The sequence below is a fragment of the Helicobacter sp. 23-1044 genome (genome assembly GCF_053654695.1).
In genome coordinates, this window is record NZ_JBSIUQ010000008.1 from 29631 (window position 1) to 46617 (window position 16987).

Below are 16987 nucleotides of genomic sequence, written 5' to 3' on the forward strand. Positions count from 1 at the left end.
GCTTTAAATATCTAAATTTATAAAAATGATTTTTGTTAAAAATGGTGCCGAGGGTCGGACTTGAACCGACACAGGGTTGCCCCTACCAGATTTTGAGTCTGGCGCGTCTACCAGTTTCACCACCCCGGCGCAAACGAAGCCTAAATAAAGTTTTAAAAATTACATATCGCACAAAATGCGAATCTTTATAGTGTGAATCTTAAAAAGATTTAAAAATCCCAAATTTTTGGTGCGGTTGGCGAGACTTGAACTCGCACGAGTCGCCTCACCACCCCCTCAAGATGGCGTGTCTACCATTCCACCACAACCGCTAAAATCCGCCTAGATTCACGCGAATCCAAAATTCACGCGAATCTACAAAGCGCACTTATGACAACAGCGGATTTGCGTAAAGCACGATGATTGCGATAACTAGCGTGTAAATAACCTGCGCTTCGATTAGCGCGATAGCGATAAACATCGTAGTGGATAGCTTTCCGCCGATGCCCGGATTTCGCGCCATACCTGAAATCGCCGCACCAGCCGCATTTCCCATACCTATCGCGCCACCAAGTGCCGCAATACCTAGCCCGATAACCGCGCCCATCGCAGAATACGCCTTGATTAGCTCAGTGCCAAGACCATCATTCGCACACGCTACGCCCACACAAGCCAAAAACAAAAAAAGAAACTTTTTCATCTCAATTCTCCATAATTAAAGTATTTCAAAGCCCTGCCGTTCGGATTCATCTCCCTACTTACTCAAAACTTTGATAGGCGCAATTATTGCAAAATCAAAATAAAATTTCACTTATTTTTGCAAAATTTTTGAAAATTTGTGTGAAAATGCGTAAAGATTCTGCGTTTTTATTAGATTTTACACTAGATTCTGCGAAAAAGATTCGGCATTTTTTTATGTGATTCGCAGAATCTACGCCAAAATCACGCAAGATTCTGCGAAAAATTTTGCGAAAATCACACTATTTTATCTCATCTAAACCTTTGAAAAAGTCCTCCACGCTGACATTTAGGACGATTGCGATTTTTAGTAAATGCTCGATATTGAAGTGCTGTTTTTTGTGATAGATTTCTGCGCAAGAGACTAGCCCAACGCTTTTGTGTCCTATTTCTAGGGCTAGTTGCAGTTGCGTTAGTCCAGCTTTTTGCCTAGCGTTTTTGACATTTTGCCCTATGATTTTGTGGGCTTTTTCTAGGTAATCCTCTTGCATTGGGCGTTTTGCCACCTTTATTTTTTAGCTATTATTGATTTTGATTTAGATTTTAAATATGCCACGATTGCATTTCAACTAGTTATAACTAGTTGAGAAAAATCAAATTAGCTAGTATTGTGCGATTTTAAATTCAGTGCTAGGAGAAGCTATGGCAAAAAAGAAAGATATAAATGAGGTTATCAAAGAGGCATTAAATAGCATAACAGCTAAATATGCCCTGCAAGATAAAAACGACAATGAGCGTGTTTATGAAAATATGCTTTATGCTTTATGGCTAACGCGAGAGCATATTCATAAAATGGAAAAAGAGCTTTTGGAAAATTTAAATCCTAAAAACAAGGAGGCAAAATAATGAAAAAGTTAGCTTTATTGCTTTTATTAAGCGTGGCGGTTTATGGAGCAGATTCGGCAAATTCAAAGGAATCAAATAGTGGCTATGACAAATGCGTTGAAATTCTAAAAGAAGTTGTCCCGCCTTTGTATGTGAATGTGGCACTTTATAATGTTTTGCCTTTGCCAGAACGAGCAAAGCCTTACTGCACAGCATTGGGACTTTATTTGAATCTTTTGGTTGAATCTCCAAAACCAAAAGCCAAAAAATGAAATCGCTAATTCTATGCGCAATAGTCGCATTTTTATTTGTAGGCTGTGGAAGTAGTGGATTTGCCGAATTTTACAAGCCTGTTATGACAGATGAGCAAGTAAAGATTGCGAAATCTAGCGGAAAATTTGTAGATGATTTAGCCCCCGAAGTGTTTTTAAATAACGCTGAGCAGTTTATCGCATATAGAGATATGCTAGAGGCAGAGTATGAATGCCTACTAATAGGCATTTCTAGCTTTAATGGTGGCATACACAGTGAGAGCGAGGCAAAAAGACACGCCAAAAACATAGGCGCAAATTACTATATCCGCCTTGCAGTATATACAAACACAGAGCGAGGCACTTACAGCTATATGATGCCATCTACCAGCACTTCTAGCACAAATATGAATGCAAATGCTTACGGCTCAGGTGGCTGGGCTAGTGGCTATGGCACTGCCACCACCACAACCACTTCAATGATACCTATGGTAGGCTCATATAGCGTGGATAAATACGACCAAGTGGGCGCATTTTATCTGTGTCCATAAGGAAACAAATATGAAAAAGATAGTTTTTGGCATTGTGATAATTGCAACTTTTGGCTTTGGTGCGACAATGGAGGAAAGATTTAATAAATGCGTAAATGGGGATATTAGCGAATGCAAAGCGATAGTAAATAAATTGCCAAGCGTGGAATCGTGTGTAAAAGAATGTGAAAATGGGATTTTGCAATGCTGCGATATAGGGGTGCTTGTTTATATGCAGCTAAATAATGAAAAATGGGTAGAATATTTTAGAAAATCCGTAAGTTTGGGTAACCATCGACCATATTTAGTCTTTTGGAATTGGAATTACTATGACGGAAATAGTGATTTTGCGCCCATTATGGAAAAAGATTGCAATACACCAAATAGCAAAAATATGCAAAAAACCGCTTGTTTTGTGCTAGGCAAGGCATATTTGAAAGGCAGGGGCGTATTTGGGGCAGGAAAAGGCGTAGTGCAGAATTATCAAAAGGCATTAAGTGCGTTTGAGCGCAGTTGTGCTGTGGATTTTGCGGATTCGTGCGTTTTGGCAGGATATTTGTATTTTCGTGGCAAAGGGACAAGACAAAGCACAGTAAAGGCAAAAGAACTATATGGCAAAGCTTGTGATTTAGGGCATCAAGGCGCGTGTAATTTGTATAATGGTATGTAGATTCGCGTGATTTGGATTGCCACGAAAATGCTACGCATTTTCTCGCAATGACGGGCGGGGTGAGATTCGCTTTATTTTTTTGGATTGCTTTGATTTGGCGTTGTCGAATCTCGCAATGACGAATTATTAAAGTTGATTCGTGCAACGAATCACAATCGGAGTAATGGCGGTAGTGCTTTGCGTTGTTTTTATGCGAAACAAGCGAAATAGAACTTGGGGTTCATTGAGCGTAGTTTTGTATAAAAACAACGCAAATGATTACCCCAGAACAAATTGCACCATTAAAGTCCTAGCTCGATTTTGTCATTATTTATCCCTACGATTTCCACATTCACACTCTGTCCCTCGCTAAAATCGCCTAAATGTAGTCCATTGCGCGATAGTTTTGAAGCGTGAATCAGCCCATCGACACCATTTTTGATTTCCACAAATACCCCAAAATGCACGACACTCTTTACCACACCGCTAAATTTTTCGCCCACCGCAAATTTCTCCGCCGCAAAATCTACGCATTTCAAAATCTCCGCCTTTGCCTCCGCAACATTCGCCACATTTGTGCCAAAAAGCGTGATTTGTCCGCTGTCTTTGGCGATATCTACGCTCACTTCAAATCGCTCGATTATTCGCTTGATATTTTTGCCACCGCTACCAATTATAAGCGGGATTTTGCCCTGTGGCACGGAGAAACTCTCGCTTTTTGGCGCATTGTCATTTAGCACGATTTGTGCCTTTGCATTTTGCATTTTTTCTAAAATCGCTAGTCTCGCTACACGCGCAGAATCTAGCGCACCGCTTAAAATCTCCACGCTAACATCGCTAATCTTTATATCCATTTGAAGCGCGGTGATGCCGTTTTCATTTCCCGCGACTTTGAAGTCCATATCACCCTCAAAGTCCTCAACCCCCGTAATATCGCTTAAAATCGCGTATTTATCGCCTTCTTTAATTAGCCCCATCGCAACACCCGCGACTAAAAATTCTGGCGTTACACCCGCCGCAAAAAGGCTCAAACTCCCGCCACACACGCTTGCCATCGATGAAGAGCCATTTGATTCAAGCACTTCGCTTACAATGCGAATGGTTTTGTCGCCGTGCGATTTTAGCGATGATTCTAGTGCGCGTTTTGCCAAATTGCCGTGCCCTAGCTCTCTGCGCCCTACTGCGCCGATTGGATATGCCTCGCCTGTGGAGAATGATGGGAAATTGTAGTGAAATAAAAATCTTTCTTTTTTGCTTTTTGTGCCTAAATTATCCACGATTTGGGCGTCAGATTCTGCGCCAAGCGTGCAAACCGCAAGGACTTGCGTCTCGCCACGAGTGAAAAGTGCGCTGCCGTGCGCATTTGGCAAGATATTTGTAGCGATAGAGATTTTGCGAATCTCATCTAATCTCCGCCCATCAAGGCGAATGCGCTCATTTAAAATCATATTGCGGATAAAATTTCGCTTAAATTTTGCCACGATTTTTTCTACCACGCTTTCGCTAAACTTAGATTCTGCGATGATTTGGCGTTTTAAGAGATTTAGGGGCGCATTATTTTCGCCCATTTTTTGAATCACATTCTCCAAATCTTTGCCATAATTTTTAGAAATTTTCGCAAATGCCAAATCTAAATCCGCCGAATCTAAATCCGCGCAATTCGCTGAATCTATCGCGCAATCCGCAACATTCGCCGAATCTATCAAATCAAAATCCCCCAAATCCAAATGCGCTTTTTTATGCGCACTCAGCGCGTTTTCATACATTTTTGCATTTGCACTCAATTTTTCTTTTGCCAAATTTAGCGCGCAAATCATCTTTGATTCACATAGTGAATCGCAATTACTTTTAAACTCAATCATCGAAATATTCTCGCTCCCAGCGACAAATAAATCGATTGTAGATTCTGCGATATTTGGCGGATTTATCACAAAATTATCATCGATTAGTCCCACGCGAATCGCACTCACCGCAGAATCTATCGGGATATTTGAAATATAAAGTGCCATAGACGCCGCATTTAACGCCAAAACTTGCAAATCACAACTCTCATCGCCACTTAGCACAAACACGCTAATTTGCAACGGATAGCGAAAATTTTTAGCAAAAAGCGGACGCAAACTTCTATCAATTAGTCGCGAAGTAAGCACTTCAAAATCGCTAGGTTTGCCCTCCCGCTTTAAAAATCCGCTTGGGATTTTGCCATTTGCATAAGACTTCTCAATATATTGCACGGTTAAGGGCAAAAAGTCGCCTTCAATTTTTGAATCCATCGCCACCACCGCTAAAATCACTGCCTTTTCTTTACGCAACAAAATCGCTCCATTTGCCTTTTTTGCGACTTCATCAATTACTAAAATCTCGCCATTTTCTAAAACTATCTCCATTTTATCTCCCTTTAAATTTGTCATTTAACGCTTCAAACGCAGAATCTACGCTGCCAAAGTCCTTGTAATAATGCTCCGTATCCACAAAGTGCTTTGGCGCATACACATAAAAAATATTATCCACCGCGTTTTCTAACTGCAAAAGCGTAGATTCTGCGATTAGTGGCGTAAAAATGCGAATGGTGCTACATAACTTTTTCTTACAAGTTTTGATTGCCACACTCATTTTAAGTCCGCTCTCCACGCCATCATCAACCAAAATCACATTGCATTTATCAAGCGCGCTGATATTTTCGCCCTTGCGATATTTATAAATATCAGGCAAAATCTTCTCATCATATCGCCTTTTTGCTTCGCCGTAAATAAAATCATAACTTATGCCAAAGGACTGCACAAGCGCGCTATTTATCGCAATATCCATATTTTCGCTAACTATCGCCACTTCGCATTCATTATTTTTTGGCGCAAAAATCGATTCGCTAAATAAATAATCAAATGGCACATTAAATCGCCTTGCAATCTCACTTGCATTAAAAAGTCCGCCAACACTAATTGCCACTAAAATCGTCCCGCTTTTCTCAAACTCCGCACTTGGCGTTTTATCAAGCAATTTATTTAGCGCATCGCTTCTATTTTCAAACTTTTCATAAACCCTATCAATCATTGCTTCTTACGCTCTCTTTGAAATTATATTTTATGCTAGTTGAAGTCAGTGGCACGAATCTAAACTCCAAACTAATATAGCGATTTGTGATAGATTTTGCCCCTTCTTTTGTTAAAATGGGCGTAATCTCATTTGCAAATTTTAGTCCAATGCCAAAGCAACGAATATCTTTTGAAATACTCACATTCCAATCTCTTAAATAATTTTGATTGAAATCATATCCAACATCGCCTTTGAGTGAGAAATACTCAAAGTCGTGCGCTAGTTTTAGTCGCAAAAAATTTGCCGTAGTCTCCACACACGCGCCATCTAAGCACTCTTTATAATTGCCATCGAATTTTTGCCGTAAATAATAAGTCGCGCTCCCTTGAAAATACCCATATCGCGCATTTATTGAAAATGAGATTTCATCTAAATTTTGAAATTTATGCGAATATGAAAGCGTATTTGAAACGCTGATATTATCAAAAATATTAAATCCAATTTCATTTCGAAGAGAGCTAAATCGCTCAATATCCTCCAAACCATCGCCTAAATCCACGAGTTGCGACATTCGATGATATAATATTTCTCCCCCATCGATATCAAAAAAATACTGCGAAAATCCCAAGCGAAGCGATGGTTTTACATCGCTAAAAATCGTATTTGACTTAAACGCCGGATAAAGTTCGGCGTCTGTGGCGGCAGATTCAGCATTTAGGATATTATTTTCATCATCTTTGTAAGAATAAAGCGGATTTGTAACTTCTGCTTTAAAATTTAGCGCGTGAAAGAATTTATTATAATGCTTTGCAATATCACTTGCAATGAAAAATCCATAGTTCGCGCTAAAATAGTTGCTTGTCTTATTTTGCTTAATTTTTTCGCTTAATTTATCTGCGCGAGTTAGCGTGACAACTCCGGCATTTGCACTCACACTCGCCCCAAGCGTAGCATATCCGCCAAAAATCGGCAAGTGAAAGTTTAGTGGCACACGCACACTATTATCCACATATCCAAACCCGCGATAGCGCATAATATTTTTGGTATTTGCATCGATTGAATATGTAAGATTGCTAATGCCAAGCTGAGAAGTGTATTTATGGTATTGAAAATGCGGCAAAGTATGCAAGGTGGCGTCATTTGTAGGACTTTGCAAGTCTAAAAAATATTTGAAATATAATCCCGCGTAATGCTCGCCTTTTGTGCCAAAAAAATTTGCCTTTGAAGTTTGGATACGATTTTCAATATCTGTGTTCTCTGCGTCTTGCAAGCGAATATAATCCACATCATTCATAAAGCGAAAGTCTAAATATAATCCATCGCTATATCCATCAAAAAATTCGCTTAAAATCCCGCGCCGCTCGTGATTAAAGTTGAATCCATAAATATATTTATTTTGCACTTGATTTTTCACCATATATTTATGAAAATTATCAAAAAATCCCGCATTAAAATAAAACAACTTATTTTGCAAATCCACAAATCGCAACTCCAAATTACCGCCATATCCCCGCGAAAAGCGAATCTGTGGCGTTAGCGTCATATCCCAAAAACTATGCGTGGCGATAAAAAAGGGTTGCAAATATACAAATCCCTCCAAACTTGACTGCGTAAAACTTGGATATAAAAATCCCGTAGCACGCTCACTTTTTGTGGATAAAAACAAATACGGCAACCAAAGCACGGGCACATTTTTAATATAAATGCGTGGATTCCATATTCCTACGATATTGCTATCTTGATTAAAAGTCCCCGAAGTCCCTTCAATACGCCACACCGGGTCGGCAATATCACACGCGCTAATTATCGGGTCATCAAACTCATAAAGCGTCCCCTTGCCATCGCCCTTTTTCGCGCTAATCCACACGCCAGATTCTGCGTCTTGGATATAAACAGGCTCGATAAAATAGTGCTTTTCATCAAAGTTTATCTTTGCATTTTGCGCTGAAAAATATAAATTGCCATCTTTGTAAAAGTGCGCATTACCGCTCACCTCCGCCTCTCGTGTCTTTGTGTTATACTTTATTAAGTCAGCGATAATATAGGCATTTTGCGAAATCAAAACGGCATTGCCCTTTGCGATAACGACTGAATTATCGCTAGATTCTACGCTATCGGCGTAAAGCTCAAAGATTCGATTATTATCCCTATCAAACTCGCTTACCGCACTTTGCGCAACTAAAATCTGTGCGAAAAAAACGAATGCTAGGGCAAATCTCATTCTATCTCTTGCCTTATGTCAATTACGATTGTTTTGATAAGCAAATCGTGCATCGCGCGTCTAAATGTATCTCCAAACGCCACTAAAAACGGGATATAAAGCAAAAGCGTAGAAATTATGCGAATAAGAGAGCGAAGCACCGCATCTAGCGCATTTGGTTTATCTAGCGTGTCGATTTTCACAATCTTAATCTTGCAAATAATCTTACCCAAACTCGCGCCATAAAGTGCGCTAAAAATGCTGTGGTAGGCGACTTGAAGTGCGAAAATATATAAAAACGCATTTGATAAAAGCACCTGAATCTGCCCCACATCGCCCCTTAATGTGGAGAGTTCGCCAAAAAATCCCACAAAAATAATTAGCGAAATGATGATTTCATCGATGAAAAATGCTAGGATTCGCCGCTCATCACTTGCGATTTTCAACCCTTCTCTATCCAAAATATCCATTAGATTCATTAAAAATGTCCTTTTGTTTCTCGCGGTTTTGGTGGCAGATTCAGCAAAATTTGAATGAAAATCGCAGAATCTCACACGCAAAAAATTCATAGATTCAGCGAAATCGTTCTAAATCGCAGAATCTATCACCAAAAAATTAAAATTTTCAAAAACGCAGAATCTACCATTTTTAGACTTAAAATGTAGAATAAAATTAAAAAATCCCCCTCCCGTGCGGAGGTTAAATCAAACTATCCCCTCCCTTGTGGCGGTGTTTCTATTTTTTCCCCTCCCGTGCGGAGGGGGACTAAAGGGGTGGGTATTTTGTGCATTAGATTCTGTGATTTTTATTTGATTCGCAGAATCTAATGCACTATTTTTCGTCATTGCGAGATTCTGCGTTTATTTTGTCATTCTGAGCGAATGAAATGAGCGAAGAATTTCTATTTTTTAGATTTTTCGCTTCGCTCAAAATGACAAACGAAGCAGAATCTAGTGCGTTATTTTTCGTCATTGCGAGAAGTCGGCACGACTTCGTGGCAATCCAAAAAAAACTCTCTTGCGATAAATGCCCCACCCCAAACCCCTCCCGCAAGGGGAGGGGTTTTCTCTGTTTTTTCCCCCCCCCCTCCCTTGCGGAGGGGGATTAAGGGGGTGGGTTAGATTCTACAAATTTGTCTAAAATTTATTACGATTCGCAGAATCTAGCGTTAATTTTGTGCTGAATCTTTTTGTGCTGAAACTTTTTGCGCGATGATTAGTGAGCAGACATTGCAAAAATATCGTTTGCTAGTTTTTATGCTAAAGCCCAAATTTTGCAGTTTGTGGGCGATTTGCTCCAAACTTAAAAATCCATCTACCGAATTTGGCAAGTATTTATACGCAGCGTAATTTTTGGAGATAAAGCCCCCGATATAGGGCAAGATTCGCTTTGTGTAAAATCGCGCGATTTTGTCAAAAATATTTTCGTTGTCCTTTTTGCTGAACTCCAAAATCACCAAAATGCCCTCTTTGCGCAAAACGCGATGAAATTCTTTTAGCGCGGAATCCACCTCGACAACATTTCGCAAACCATAGGCGATTGAGAGAATATCCACGCTGTCGCTATCCACACGCAAATCCTTTGCCTCGCCGTTTTGCAAAATCACGGAGGGTGGGAGCTTTTGGGCTGCGATTTTTAGCATTTCGGAGGAAGGGTCGATGCCACGAATGGAGGTTAATTTTGGTGCGTTTTCTTGCGCACAATTTGCCTTTGGGTATTCATTTGGATTATTTTCGCATAAAACTTCGCTCGATGGACGCCCAAGTCCTATCTCGCTTGTTTCACGCGAAAATAATCCAAAGCAACACCGCAAATCCTTCGATTGTTTGTTTTGCGTATTTTGCATTTTATTAGATTCTGCATTCGCAGAATCTACAACGGAAGGAATCGCAGTAGTGCTTTCGTAGTTTTTGGTGAATCGACACAAGGATAGCGGACTTTGTGTCCGTGCCTTGTGGCGATTCGCCAAATCTGCGGAATGATTACCCGAGAACGAATTGCGCGACTCCAAAGACAAATTGCCATCACCCGTAGCTTTTAACCAACAAAGTATCATATCTCCCGTGCCACAGGCAACATCTAATATATCTAGCGAATCTTTTTCGCACAATCCTATCGCTTTTTCGCACGCTTCTTTGCGCCATTTTTTATCAATCCCAAAGCTTAAAATGCGATTTGCAATGTCGTAATTTTGCGCGATTGAATCAAACATTGCCACGATTTCGCGCTGTTTGCTGTCTATTTTTTTCATAGCGAATCTAAAAAATCCTGCATTATTGCTATTTGCTCATTCACGCGCACTTCCGCGCTTCCACCATAAGAATCGCGCGAATTTAGCGAAGTTTGCAAATCCAACACCGCCTTTGCGCCATCCAAATTTGAATCTTGCGCACACAGCTCATTTTCGCTTAATTCGCTAATATCTTTGCCCATAGATTCGGCAAATCCCACGACTTTTCCCACGATATGATGTGCGTCTCTAAAACTAACGCCCTTTTTTTGCACCAAAAAGTCCGCCAAATCTGTCGCAGTCAAATGCCCCATTTTTGCCTTATTTAGCATTGAATCGGCGTTGATTTGCACTTCTTTTAGCATCGCATTTAGCACTTTTAGGCAAATGCTGATATTTTTCACACTATCAAAAAGGGCTTCTTTGTCCTCTTGCATATCTTTATTATAAGCGAGTGGCAGGGCTTTCATAGTGGTTAGCAGTGCAAGTAGATTGCCAAAAATCCTGCCACTTTTGCCACGAATAAGCTCTGGCACATCGGGGTTTTTCTTATTTGGCATTATAGAACTCCCTGTGGCAAAGGAATCGCTAATGGTTATAAAGCCAAATTCGCTACTACTCCACAAAATCAGCTCTTCAGCAAAGCGCGAAGAGTGAAGCGCAATCATCGCTATTGCATACAGCAAATCAAGCGCGAAATCCCTTTCACTTACCGAATCCATCGCATTAAATGTAGGCGCAGAAAATCCTAACTTTGTCGCACAAAAATCCCGCTTTATTTTATATGGGCTACCCGCCAAAGCCGCGCTCCCAAGCGGACAAAAATCATTGCGCTCATAGTCGCTTTTAAGGCGCAAAATATCGCGCCGAAACGCAAAGCAATACGCAAGGATATGAAACGCAAAGCTCACAGGCTGGGCGTGTTGCAAGTGCGTCATACCGGGCATAATCGTTGTGGTGTGATTTTTTGCGATATTTAAAAGCGTGGCGATTAAATCCTTTAAAAGCCCTTGAATTGCTACATTTTGCTTTTGGACATAGAGCCTTGTATCAAGGGCGACTTGGTCGTTGCGAGAACGCGCAGTGTGGAGCTTTTTGCCAACTTCGCCGATAAGTTGCACCAAACGCCGTTCAATCGCCATGTGAATGTCCTCATCGGCGATTTTGAAGCTAAATTCATCATTTTCGATTTCGCTTTGAATTTTATCCAAACCGCCCAAAATGAAGTTTTTTTCGCTGTCGCTCAAAATCCCTATATGATTTAGCATTTCTGCGTGAATCTTACTGCCAAAAATATCCTCCGCATAAAGCTCTTTGTCAAAGTGAATCGAAGCGTTAAATTCCTCCAACACTTTCGCGCTTGTCTCGCGAAATCGCCCTCCCCAAAGCTTTGCCACGATTGCCACCTAAAATTTTAATATCGCGCTAAATGCGATTACAAAAATGCACAGCGTAGGCACTTCGTTGTAGATTCGGTAGAATTTGCCACTTTTTGCGTAAATGTCATTTTTTAGATTGCGCAAATGTCGCCCACAATCGAAATGATAGATGATTAGCAAAAATGCAAAGAGCAATTTTAGATGAAACCACCCGCCTGATTTAAACAAATCCATATTTAGCGCAATCATCGCAATGCCCGTTAGAATCGTTACCACAATCGCGGGTGTGCCGATAAAATAGTAGAGTTTATCCTCTTGAATCTTTACTACGCTCACAAAATCCGCTTTGTCCTTATTTTCTGTGTGATAGACAAAAAGTCGTGGCAAGTAAAACAAAACCGCCATCCACGAAGCAAACGCCACAATATGAAGTGCTTTTAAGATAAGATATAAATTCATAAATTTCCCCTTTTTCGCGCTAGATTCTGCGAAATTCGCGCTAGATTCTGCGAAATTTACGCTAGATTCTGCGAATTTGGTATAAAAATGCGAATTATGGCACAAAAAATCTTAAAAATAAATTTCATTTTAAGCAAATATAGGCAAAAATTGCGCTTTTAATTTTGAAAGTTAAGGGAGAAATATGAAAAGATTAGCATTGATTTTTGCGCTAATTGCGGGATTTTTTATTATCGGGTGCGGAGATTCTGCAAACGCAGAATCTAGCGGAAATACTTTAATCACAATCAAAGTCGGCGCGACGCCAAACCCTCACGCGCGGATTTTGGAGAATATTAAAGATGATTTGAAAAGTGAAGGCATTGACTTGCAGATTGTTGAATTTAGCGATTATGTGTTGCCAAATATCGCGCTAAATGACGGCGAATTGGATGCGAATTTCCACCAGCACCAGCCGTATTTGGATAAATTATCAGCGGATAGAAAGTTAGATTTGAAATCCATCGCAAAAATTCACATCGAACCGCTTGGATTTTACTCTAAAAAAATTACGGATATTTCCGCGCTAAAAAATGGCGCGACAATCGCCATCCCAAACGACCCTAGCAACGGCGGGCGGGCACTTATTTTGCTTCACAATAATGGACTTTTGAAGTTAAAAGATGAAAATAATTTATACGCAACAGAGATTGATATCGCGCAGAATCCGAAGAAATTAAAGATTAAACCTGTGGATGCGGCGATGCTGCCAAAAATCATTGGCGATGTGGATTGCGCGGTAATCAATGGAAACTATGCCTTGCAAGCGGGGATGAGCGCGAAAGATGCGCTGTTTTTAGAGGACTCGCGCTCGCCTTATGCGAATATTTTGGTGGTGCGAAGCGGTGAGGCGCAGAATCCAAATTTATTAAAGTTGAAAAATGCGCTGACGAGCGCGAAAACAAAGGCGTTTTTGGAGGAAACATATAAAGGCGAAGTGGTGCCAGCATTTTAATTTTATAAGTGCGTTGTCTCGTGAGCACAATTTGTCTTTGGGTATTCATTCCGCAGATTTGCTAAATTTCAGGTGCTCGCAGACCGCTAGTCTAGTCTCGCACCCAAAATTTAGCAAAAACTACGAAAGCAACACCGCAATTCGCAGAATTTGTGAGCGAAGCGAAACAATCAATACTTCGATTGTTTGAAACGGCGTGCGAGATTCTACGACTCGCACGAAAATCGCAGAATCTAATGCAAAAAACCTGTCATTGCGAGGCGCACGAAGCGAAGCGAAAACAACGAAGCAATCCATATTTTCGTCATTCTCACGCAAGTGAAACGAGCGAAAAATCTCCGCCTTTGCGAGATTCTGCGATTTTTTGCAGAATCGTGGCAATCCACATATTCCGTCATTGCGAGAAAATGCGTAGCATTTTCGTGGCAATCCAAGATTCTGCGTTTTTTGTGTGATTCGCAGAATCTAAAAATAGATTCTTCGCTCACTGCGCTCGCTCAAAACGACAATTTGATTTGGATTGCCACGCTCGCTTCGCTCGCTCGCAATGACGGAATAATTTCCCCCTCCCTTGCGGAGGGGGATTAAGGGGGTGGGTAGATTCTGCGATTCACAGAATCTTTGGATTGCTTCGGCACTTCGTGCCTCGCAATGACGAAGTGAAGTAGATTCTGCGTTTTTCATAAAAATCGCAGAATCTATAAATTTTTCGCGCGAGATTCTGCGTTTTTCGTAAAAAATCGCAGAATCTCACAAATCCGCAGAATCTAAAAAATTTTTATCGCAAAAACTTCCCGCGTGAATATTGCTAAACGCTTTTTTTAGCGAAATAAAAAAGTCCTTATTTTGTGCCTCGATTTCGCGTAGCATTGCCTTTGCACTTGCCCTTGCAAAGGGCTTTTTGTCGCTATCTACCCAATTTATCGGGCAGTTGCAATCAGGGGCGATATAAATTTCATTGCTTTTGATAAAGTCGATAATCTGCCGTTCGCGCACAAAAATCAGCGGACGAATCACAAATAGCCCGTTCCCAGCGCGATAAATCGGTGGCATAGAGCGCAATGCGCCATTAAAGCTGAAATTCATCACAAAGCTCTCCGCCGCGTCATCTAAGTGGTGCGCCAAAGCGATTTTGTTAAATCCGCCCTCTAACGCCTTGCTATACAGCGCACCGCGCCTCATTCGTGAGCAAAAACTACAATATGAGCTATTTGGGCGTTTCTTTTCCTCCAAAGCCTCAAAGATTTTTGTGCGGTAGAGTTCGTAGGGAATGCCGTGCTTTGCGCAATAATCGATGATATATTCATACTCGCCCCCGCGCCCGTAGTCGATTGTGATTGCTTTAAAGTCAAATTTAAAGGGTGCGTGGCTTTGCATTCGCTTTAAAATCGCAGCCAAAAGCATCGAATCTTTGCCCCCGCTAAGCCCCAAAAGCACTTTGTCGCCCTCTTTGATTAAGCCATACTCGGCGTTTGTCCGCCCCACCGCGCTTAAAATCTTTTTGCTTATCATTTGTGTCCTTTGAATCGCTGTAATTTGTGGATTTTGAAAAATAAAAGCGCGAATGTTAGCAAAAAATGACTTAATATGGATTAAATGTTTTTGGATTGCTTTGGGCTTTTTGTAAAAGCCATTGTGATGACGATTCAGCGTGGATTGCTTTGGGCGAATCTATGATTTGCCCTGCGATAATAAATACAGCTTACTTCAAGCCCTTATGATAAACTTTTATTACCGCACCACGCTTCTTGCACTTTATTAGCATTTACACTACACACGCCACACATTATCGCCACAAAGGCGTAAATTAGCTTTTTCATTTTGCTATCCTTATTTTTTTATCTTGCATTGCGCAAAACTTCTTTTATTGCTTTGGTTTTTGCCAAAGTTAATGCAGTGTTGCCATTATCCGTTTTCGCATTAACATCTGCGCCTTGCTCTACTAGCGATTTGACTTTGGCTAGATTGCCTTCAAGCGACTCATATATCAAATCCGCATTTTTATCCGCCCATACAACTTGAATCGATAACACACCTAACATAAAAGCCAATAATATCCTTTGAATCCTTTTCATTCTATCCCCCTTATATCATTTGTGATTTTGCCACTAAGCAAATCAGCGACAAATTTTCGCACACAATCCGCAAAATACGCACTAAAATTCTCATCGCTAATCATATCGCTTTTGGCGTTATTGCATAGCGCACAGGCTAGGACTCGATTTGTGGATTTATAGCCTTGCTTTGGCGTTTTTTGCTCGATATGCAAAGTCGGATTAAATTTAGTCGATAGGATTAACTCATCATTAAAAAGTTGCTCTAATTGCGCTTGTGTAGTCCCGCAATAATAGCACTTTGGCTCTTGTGTGCTATACCATTCATAAAACGCCCTAAATCCGCCAAAATCAGCTTTGCGCTCTTTGTCAAGGCTATTAAATCTCTTGCGTAGTTTTATAAAATCTTTGTATTTGGTGTCTGCTTTGATTTTATCAACTTCGCTTTCATTTATGCCTAACTCTTGCGCACTTTGCTTTGTCGTAGGCAGACAATTATTTTTCTCTATGCAATTTAGTGCATAGTCTATGAGTTTTTTTGTGTTTTGCTCCATTTTTTGTCCTTAAAATGTAAATTTTGCCTTTATGTGAATCAAGGCACTTTTTCTTTACCGCCGATTTAAATCCACGCGCGAATCTTGTGCGTAAAATATAGATTTATGTAATCATTTTGCGTCCTTTGTGGGTGGTGTGAAATATGAAGTGTTTGTCATTCTGAGCGGAGCGGTAGCGTAGCGAAGAATCTCTATTTTGAGATTTTTCGATTCGCGCGAGAATAATATTTTTTGGATTGCTTCGATTCGGCGTTGCCGAATCTTGCAATGACGGCAAGGCACATACTAGATTCCACAAATCACACAAAATTTTCGCACGATTCGCAGAATCTAGCCCAAATATCGCCCCAAAATATCGCAGAATCTCACTCATCCCAAAGTGAATGTTGATTCGCACTTAGCTCGACTTTATACCTAAATAGCGTATTTTCCAAATTATAAAGCGTTAAGATTTTGGCAGAATTTTCAATCAGCGTGATTGTCTTTGCAAGGTGCATTAAATCCCGCCCGTAGGCATAAATCCCATATCCGCGCACGATTACAAAGTTTGCGTTATTTTGCTTTAAAAAGTTGCCTACTTCCGTATCGGCGCGCTCTTCCCAGCTATCAAAGGATTTTGGATTGTAGATATTTATCTCTTTTAGCACCTTTGCGCCGTAGTAATCCTTTGGGATAATCTTTAAATGTTGCAGTGAATACGCTATCGTGTAGGGCGGGAGCGCGTAGGCAAAGCATTTTGCTTCGGCGATTTCTTTGTAAATGTAAGAGTGCAGGGAGGCTTGTGAGCTTGCTTCATTGTAGCTATAATCGCGCTTGTGTGAGAGAATGACTAAATTTTCTATCCGCAAATCATCAAAGAGCGCGTCCTTTGTGTTGATGATGAATTTTGTCTCATTTAGTTTGTGCGAGATTGAACCTTGAAAGATATTAAAACAATCCTTTTTAAACATCGTGCGTGAGATATTTCTAATGCTTTTTAACAGCGCAGAATCTACATTTTTTAGCATATTTTGCCTTTTAATTTTCGTGATTTTTAGGTAGATTCTGCGATTTTTTTGCTAAATTCGCAGAATCTATTTTTCTAATTTTAATATTTTTTCTTTAATTTGCGT

Annotated in this window: 26 protein-coding genes, 2 tRNA genes and 1 pseudogene; 6 read left to right on the plus strand and 23 right to left on the minus strand. The window is 40.5% G+C overall.

The window, feature by feature from the left end; all coding sequences use genetic code 11:
• Window positions 1–42: 42 nt before the first annotated feature.
• The 5 genes from ACWIUD_RS07640 to ACWIUD_RS07660 form a co-directional block, all read right to left on the minus strand.
• A tRNA-Leu gene (locus tag ACWIUD_RS07640) sits at window positions 43–129 on the minus strand.
• A 98-nt stretch (window positions 130–227) separates the two neighbouring features.
• A tRNA-Leu gene (locus tag ACWIUD_RS07645) sits at window positions 228–311 on the minus strand.
• Window positions 312–367: 56 nt separating this feature from the next.
• The gene (locus tag ACWIUD_RS07650; RefSeq protein WP_454134321.1) at window positions 368–679 is read right to left on the minus strand and encodes a F0F1 ATP synthase subunit C; all 312 of its coding nucleotides are present in this window, start codon (window positions 677–679) and stop codon (window positions 368–370) included.
• A gap of 94 nt (window positions 680–773) precedes the next feature.
• Window positions 774–929: a hypothetical protein gene (locus ACWIUD_RS07655; RefSeq protein ID WP_454148229.1), complete on the minus strand. Its 156-nt coding sequence runs from the start codon at window positions 927–929 to the stop codon at window positions 774–776.
• A gap of 30 nt (window positions 930–959) precedes the next feature.
• The gene (locus tag ACWIUD_RS07660) at window positions 960–1208 is read right to left on the minus strand and encodes a helix-turn-helix domain-containing protein (protein WP_454134323.1); all 249 of its coding nucleotides are present in this window, start codon (window positions 1206–1208) and stop codon (window positions 960–962) included.
• A gap of 151 nt (window positions 1209–1359) precedes the next feature.
• On the opposite strand from ACWIUD_RS07660, the gene ACWIUD_RS07665 reads away from it, so the two are divergent.
• From ACWIUD_RS07665 to ACWIUD_RS07680, 4 genes are read left to right on the plus strand one after another with little or no spacing between them, the layout of a single operon-like run.
• A complete protein-coding gene (locus tag ACWIUD_RS07665; RefSeq protein WP_454148230.1) occupies window positions 1360–1563 on the plus strand; it encodes a hypothetical protein in 204 nt (67 codons plus the stop codon).
• The gene (locus ACWIUD_RS07670; protein ID WP_454148231.1) at window positions 1563–1814 is read left to right on the plus strand and encodes a hypothetical protein; all 252 of its coding nucleotides are present in this window, start codon (window positions 1563–1565) and stop codon (window positions 1812–1814) included. Before ACWIUD_RS07665 ends, ACWIUD_RS07670 begins: the two co-directional genes overlap by 1 nt.
• Window positions 1811–2344: a hypothetical protein gene (locus tag ACWIUD_RS07675; protein WP_454148232.1), complete on the plus strand. Its 534-nt coding sequence runs from the start codon at window positions 1811–1813 to the stop codon at window positions 2342–2344. The genes ACWIUD_RS07670 and ACWIUD_RS07675 overlap by 4 nt, the downstream gene beginning before the upstream one ends.
• A 10-nt stretch (window positions 2345–2354) precedes the next feature.
• Window positions 2355–2993: a tetratricopeptide repeat protein gene (locus ACWIUD_RS07680; RefSeq protein WP_454148234.1), complete on the plus strand. Its 639-nt coding sequence runs from the start codon at window positions 2355–2357 to the stop codon at window positions 2991–2993.
• A 126-nt stretch (window positions 2994–3119) separates the two neighbouring features.
• Here the strand turns inward: ACWIUD_RS07680 and ACWIUD_RS07685 are convergent, their stop codons facing one another.
• From ACWIUD_RS07685 to ACWIUD_RS07705, 5 genes are read right to left on the minus strand one after another with little or no spacing between them, the layout of a single operon-like run.
• On the minus strand, window positions 3120–3242 hold the full coding sequence (locus ACWIUD_RS07685) for a hypothetical protein (protein ID WP_454148236.1): 123 nt from the start codon (window positions 3240–3242) through the stop codon (window positions 3120–3122).
• Window positions 3243–3274: 32 nt separating this feature from the next.
• The gene (locus ACWIUD_RS07690; RefSeq protein WP_454148237.1) at window positions 3275–5359 is read right to left on the minus strand and encodes a polyribonucleotide nucleotidyltransferase; all 2085 of its coding nucleotides are present in this window, start codon (window positions 5357–5359) and stop codon (window positions 3275–3277) included.
• 1 nt (window position 5360) lies between these two features.
• Window positions 5361–6023 carry a phosphoribosyltransferase family protein gene (locus ACWIUD_RS07695; RefSeq protein ID WP_454148238.1) on the minus strand — a complete coding sequence of 221 codons (663 nt, stop codon included), beginning with the start codon at window positions 6021–6023 and terminating at the stop codon, window positions 5361–5363.
• Window positions 6016–8226, minus strand: coding sequence for an LPS-assembly protein LptD (locus ACWIUD_RS07700; RefSeq protein WP_454148240.1), 2211 nt, complete (start codon window positions 8224–8226; stop codon window positions 6016–6018). Before ACWIUD_RS07700 ends, ACWIUD_RS07695 begins: the two co-directional genes overlap by 8 nt.
• Window positions 8223–8684 carry an RDD family protein gene (locus tag ACWIUD_RS07705; RefSeq protein WP_454148242.1) on the minus strand — a complete coding sequence of 154 codons (462 nt, stop codon included), beginning with the start codon at window positions 8682–8684 and terminating at the stop codon, window positions 8223–8225. The genes ACWIUD_RS07700 and ACWIUD_RS07705 overlap by 4 nt, the downstream gene beginning before the upstream one ends.
• A 54-nt stretch (window positions 8685–8738) precedes the next feature.
• Between ACWIUD_RS07705 and ACWIUD_RS07710 the strand changes: the two genes are divergently transcribed.
• The gene (locus ACWIUD_RS07710; protein WP_454148243.1) at window positions 8739–8870 is read left to right on the plus strand and encodes a hypothetical protein; all 132 of its coding nucleotides are present in this window, start codon (window positions 8739–8741) and stop codon (window positions 8868–8870) included.
• A 39-nt stretch (window positions 8871–8909) separates the two neighbouring features.
• Here the strand turns inward: ACWIUD_RS07710 and ACWIUD_RS07715 are convergent, their stop codons facing one another.
• The 6 genes and pseudogenes from ACWIUD_RS07715 to hemJ all read right to left on the minus strand — a co-directional run bounded on the left by ACWIUD_RS07715 (window position 8910) and on the right by hemJ (window position 12273).
• A complete protein-coding gene (locus ACWIUD_RS07715; protein WP_454148245.1) occupies window positions 8910–9050 on the minus strand; it encodes a hypothetical protein in 141 nt (46 codons plus the stop codon).
• A complete protein-coding gene (locus tag ACWIUD_RS07720) occupies window positions 9037–9240 on the minus strand; it encodes a hypothetical protein (RefSeq protein WP_454148246.1) in 204 nt (67 codons plus the stop codon). Before ACWIUD_RS07720 ends, ACWIUD_RS07715 begins: the two co-directional genes overlap by 14 nt.
• Before the next feature lie 133 nt (window positions 9241–9373).
• Window positions 9374–10261, minus strand: coding sequence for a class I SAM-dependent methyltransferase (locus tag ACWIUD_RS07725; RefSeq protein ID WP_454148342.1), 888 nt, complete (start codon window positions 10259–10261; stop codon window positions 9374–9376).
• A pseudogene (locus ACWIUD_RS07730) lies at window positions 10247–10456 on the minus strand (class I SAM-dependent methyltransferase); the annotation flags it as partial. The pseudogene ACWIUD_RS07730 and the gene ACWIUD_RS07725, both read right to left, overlap by 15 nt.
• Entirely contained in the window at window positions 10453–11832 is a 1380-nt protein-coding gene (argH, locus tag ACWIUD_RS07735) for an argininosuccinate lyase (RefSeq protein WP_454148248.1), read from the minus strand. The gene argH and the pseudogene ACWIUD_RS07730, both read right to left, overlap by 4 nt.
• A 9-nt stretch (window positions 11833–11841) precedes the next feature.
• Complete coding sequence (gene hemJ / locus ACWIUD_RS07740; protein ID WP_454134536.1) at window positions 11842–12273, minus strand: protoporphyrinogen oxidase HemJ; 432 nt, start codon at window positions 12271–12273, stop codon at window positions 11842–11844.
• Window positions 12274–12457: 184 nt separating this feature from the next.
• On the opposite strand from hemJ, the gene ACWIUD_RS07745 reads away from it, so the two are divergent.
• Window positions 12458–13267, plus strand: coding sequence for a MetQ/NlpA family ABC transporter substrate-binding protein (locus ACWIUD_RS07745; RefSeq protein WP_454148250.1), 810 nt, complete (start codon window positions 12458–12460; stop codon window positions 13265–13267).
• A gap of 120 nt (window positions 13268–13387) precedes the next feature.
• Here the strand turns inward: ACWIUD_RS07745 and ACWIUD_RS07750 are convergent, their stop codons facing one another.
• From ACWIUD_RS07750 to ACWIUD_RS07780, 7 genes are all read right to left on the minus strand, one after another.
• Complete coding sequence (locus ACWIUD_RS07750; protein WP_454148252.1) at window positions 13388–13696, minus strand: hypothetical protein; 309 nt, start codon at window positions 13694–13696, stop codon at window positions 13388–13390.
• Between the two features lie 36 nt (window positions 13697–13732).
• Window positions 13733–13951, minus strand: a complete 219-nt coding sequence (locus ACWIUD_RS07755) for a hypothetical protein (protein ID WP_454148254.1) — start codon at window positions 13949–13951, stop codon at window positions 13733–13735.
• Between the two features lie 66 nt (window positions 13952–14017).
• Window positions 14018–14779 (minus strand): tRNA 2-thiocytidine biosynthesis TtcA family protein, encoded by a 762-nt coding sequence (locus ACWIUD_RS07760; protein WP_454148256.1) that lies wholly within the window; start codon window positions 14777–14779, stop codon window positions 14018–14020.
• Between the two features lie 326 nt (window positions 14780–15105).
• Window positions 15106–15342 carry an ankyrin repeat domain-containing protein gene (locus ACWIUD_RS07765; RefSeq protein WP_454148257.1) on the minus strand — a complete coding sequence of 79 codons (237 nt, stop codon included), beginning with the start codon at window positions 15340–15342 and terminating at the stop codon, window positions 15106–15108.
• Window positions 15339–15875 carry a hypothetical protein gene (locus tag ACWIUD_RS07770; RefSeq protein ID WP_454148259.1) on the minus strand — a complete coding sequence of 179 codons (537 nt, stop codon included), beginning with the start codon at window positions 15873–15875 and terminating at the stop codon, window positions 15339–15341. Before ACWIUD_RS07770 ends, ACWIUD_RS07765 begins: the two co-directional genes overlap by 4 nt.
• Window positions 15876–15978: 103 nt before the next feature.
• Entirely contained in the window at window positions 15979–16272 is a 294-nt protein-coding gene (locus tag ACWIUD_RS07775; RefSeq protein ID WP_454148261.1) for a hypothetical protein, read from the minus strand.
• Window positions 16241–16882: a class II aldolase/adducin family protein gene (locus tag ACWIUD_RS07780; protein ID WP_454148263.1), complete on the minus strand. Its 642-nt coding sequence runs from the start codon at window positions 16880–16882 to the stop codon at window positions 16241–16243. Before ACWIUD_RS07780 ends, ACWIUD_RS07775 begins: the two co-directional genes overlap by 32 nt.
• Between the last annotated feature and the right edge of the window lie 105 nt (window positions 16883–16987).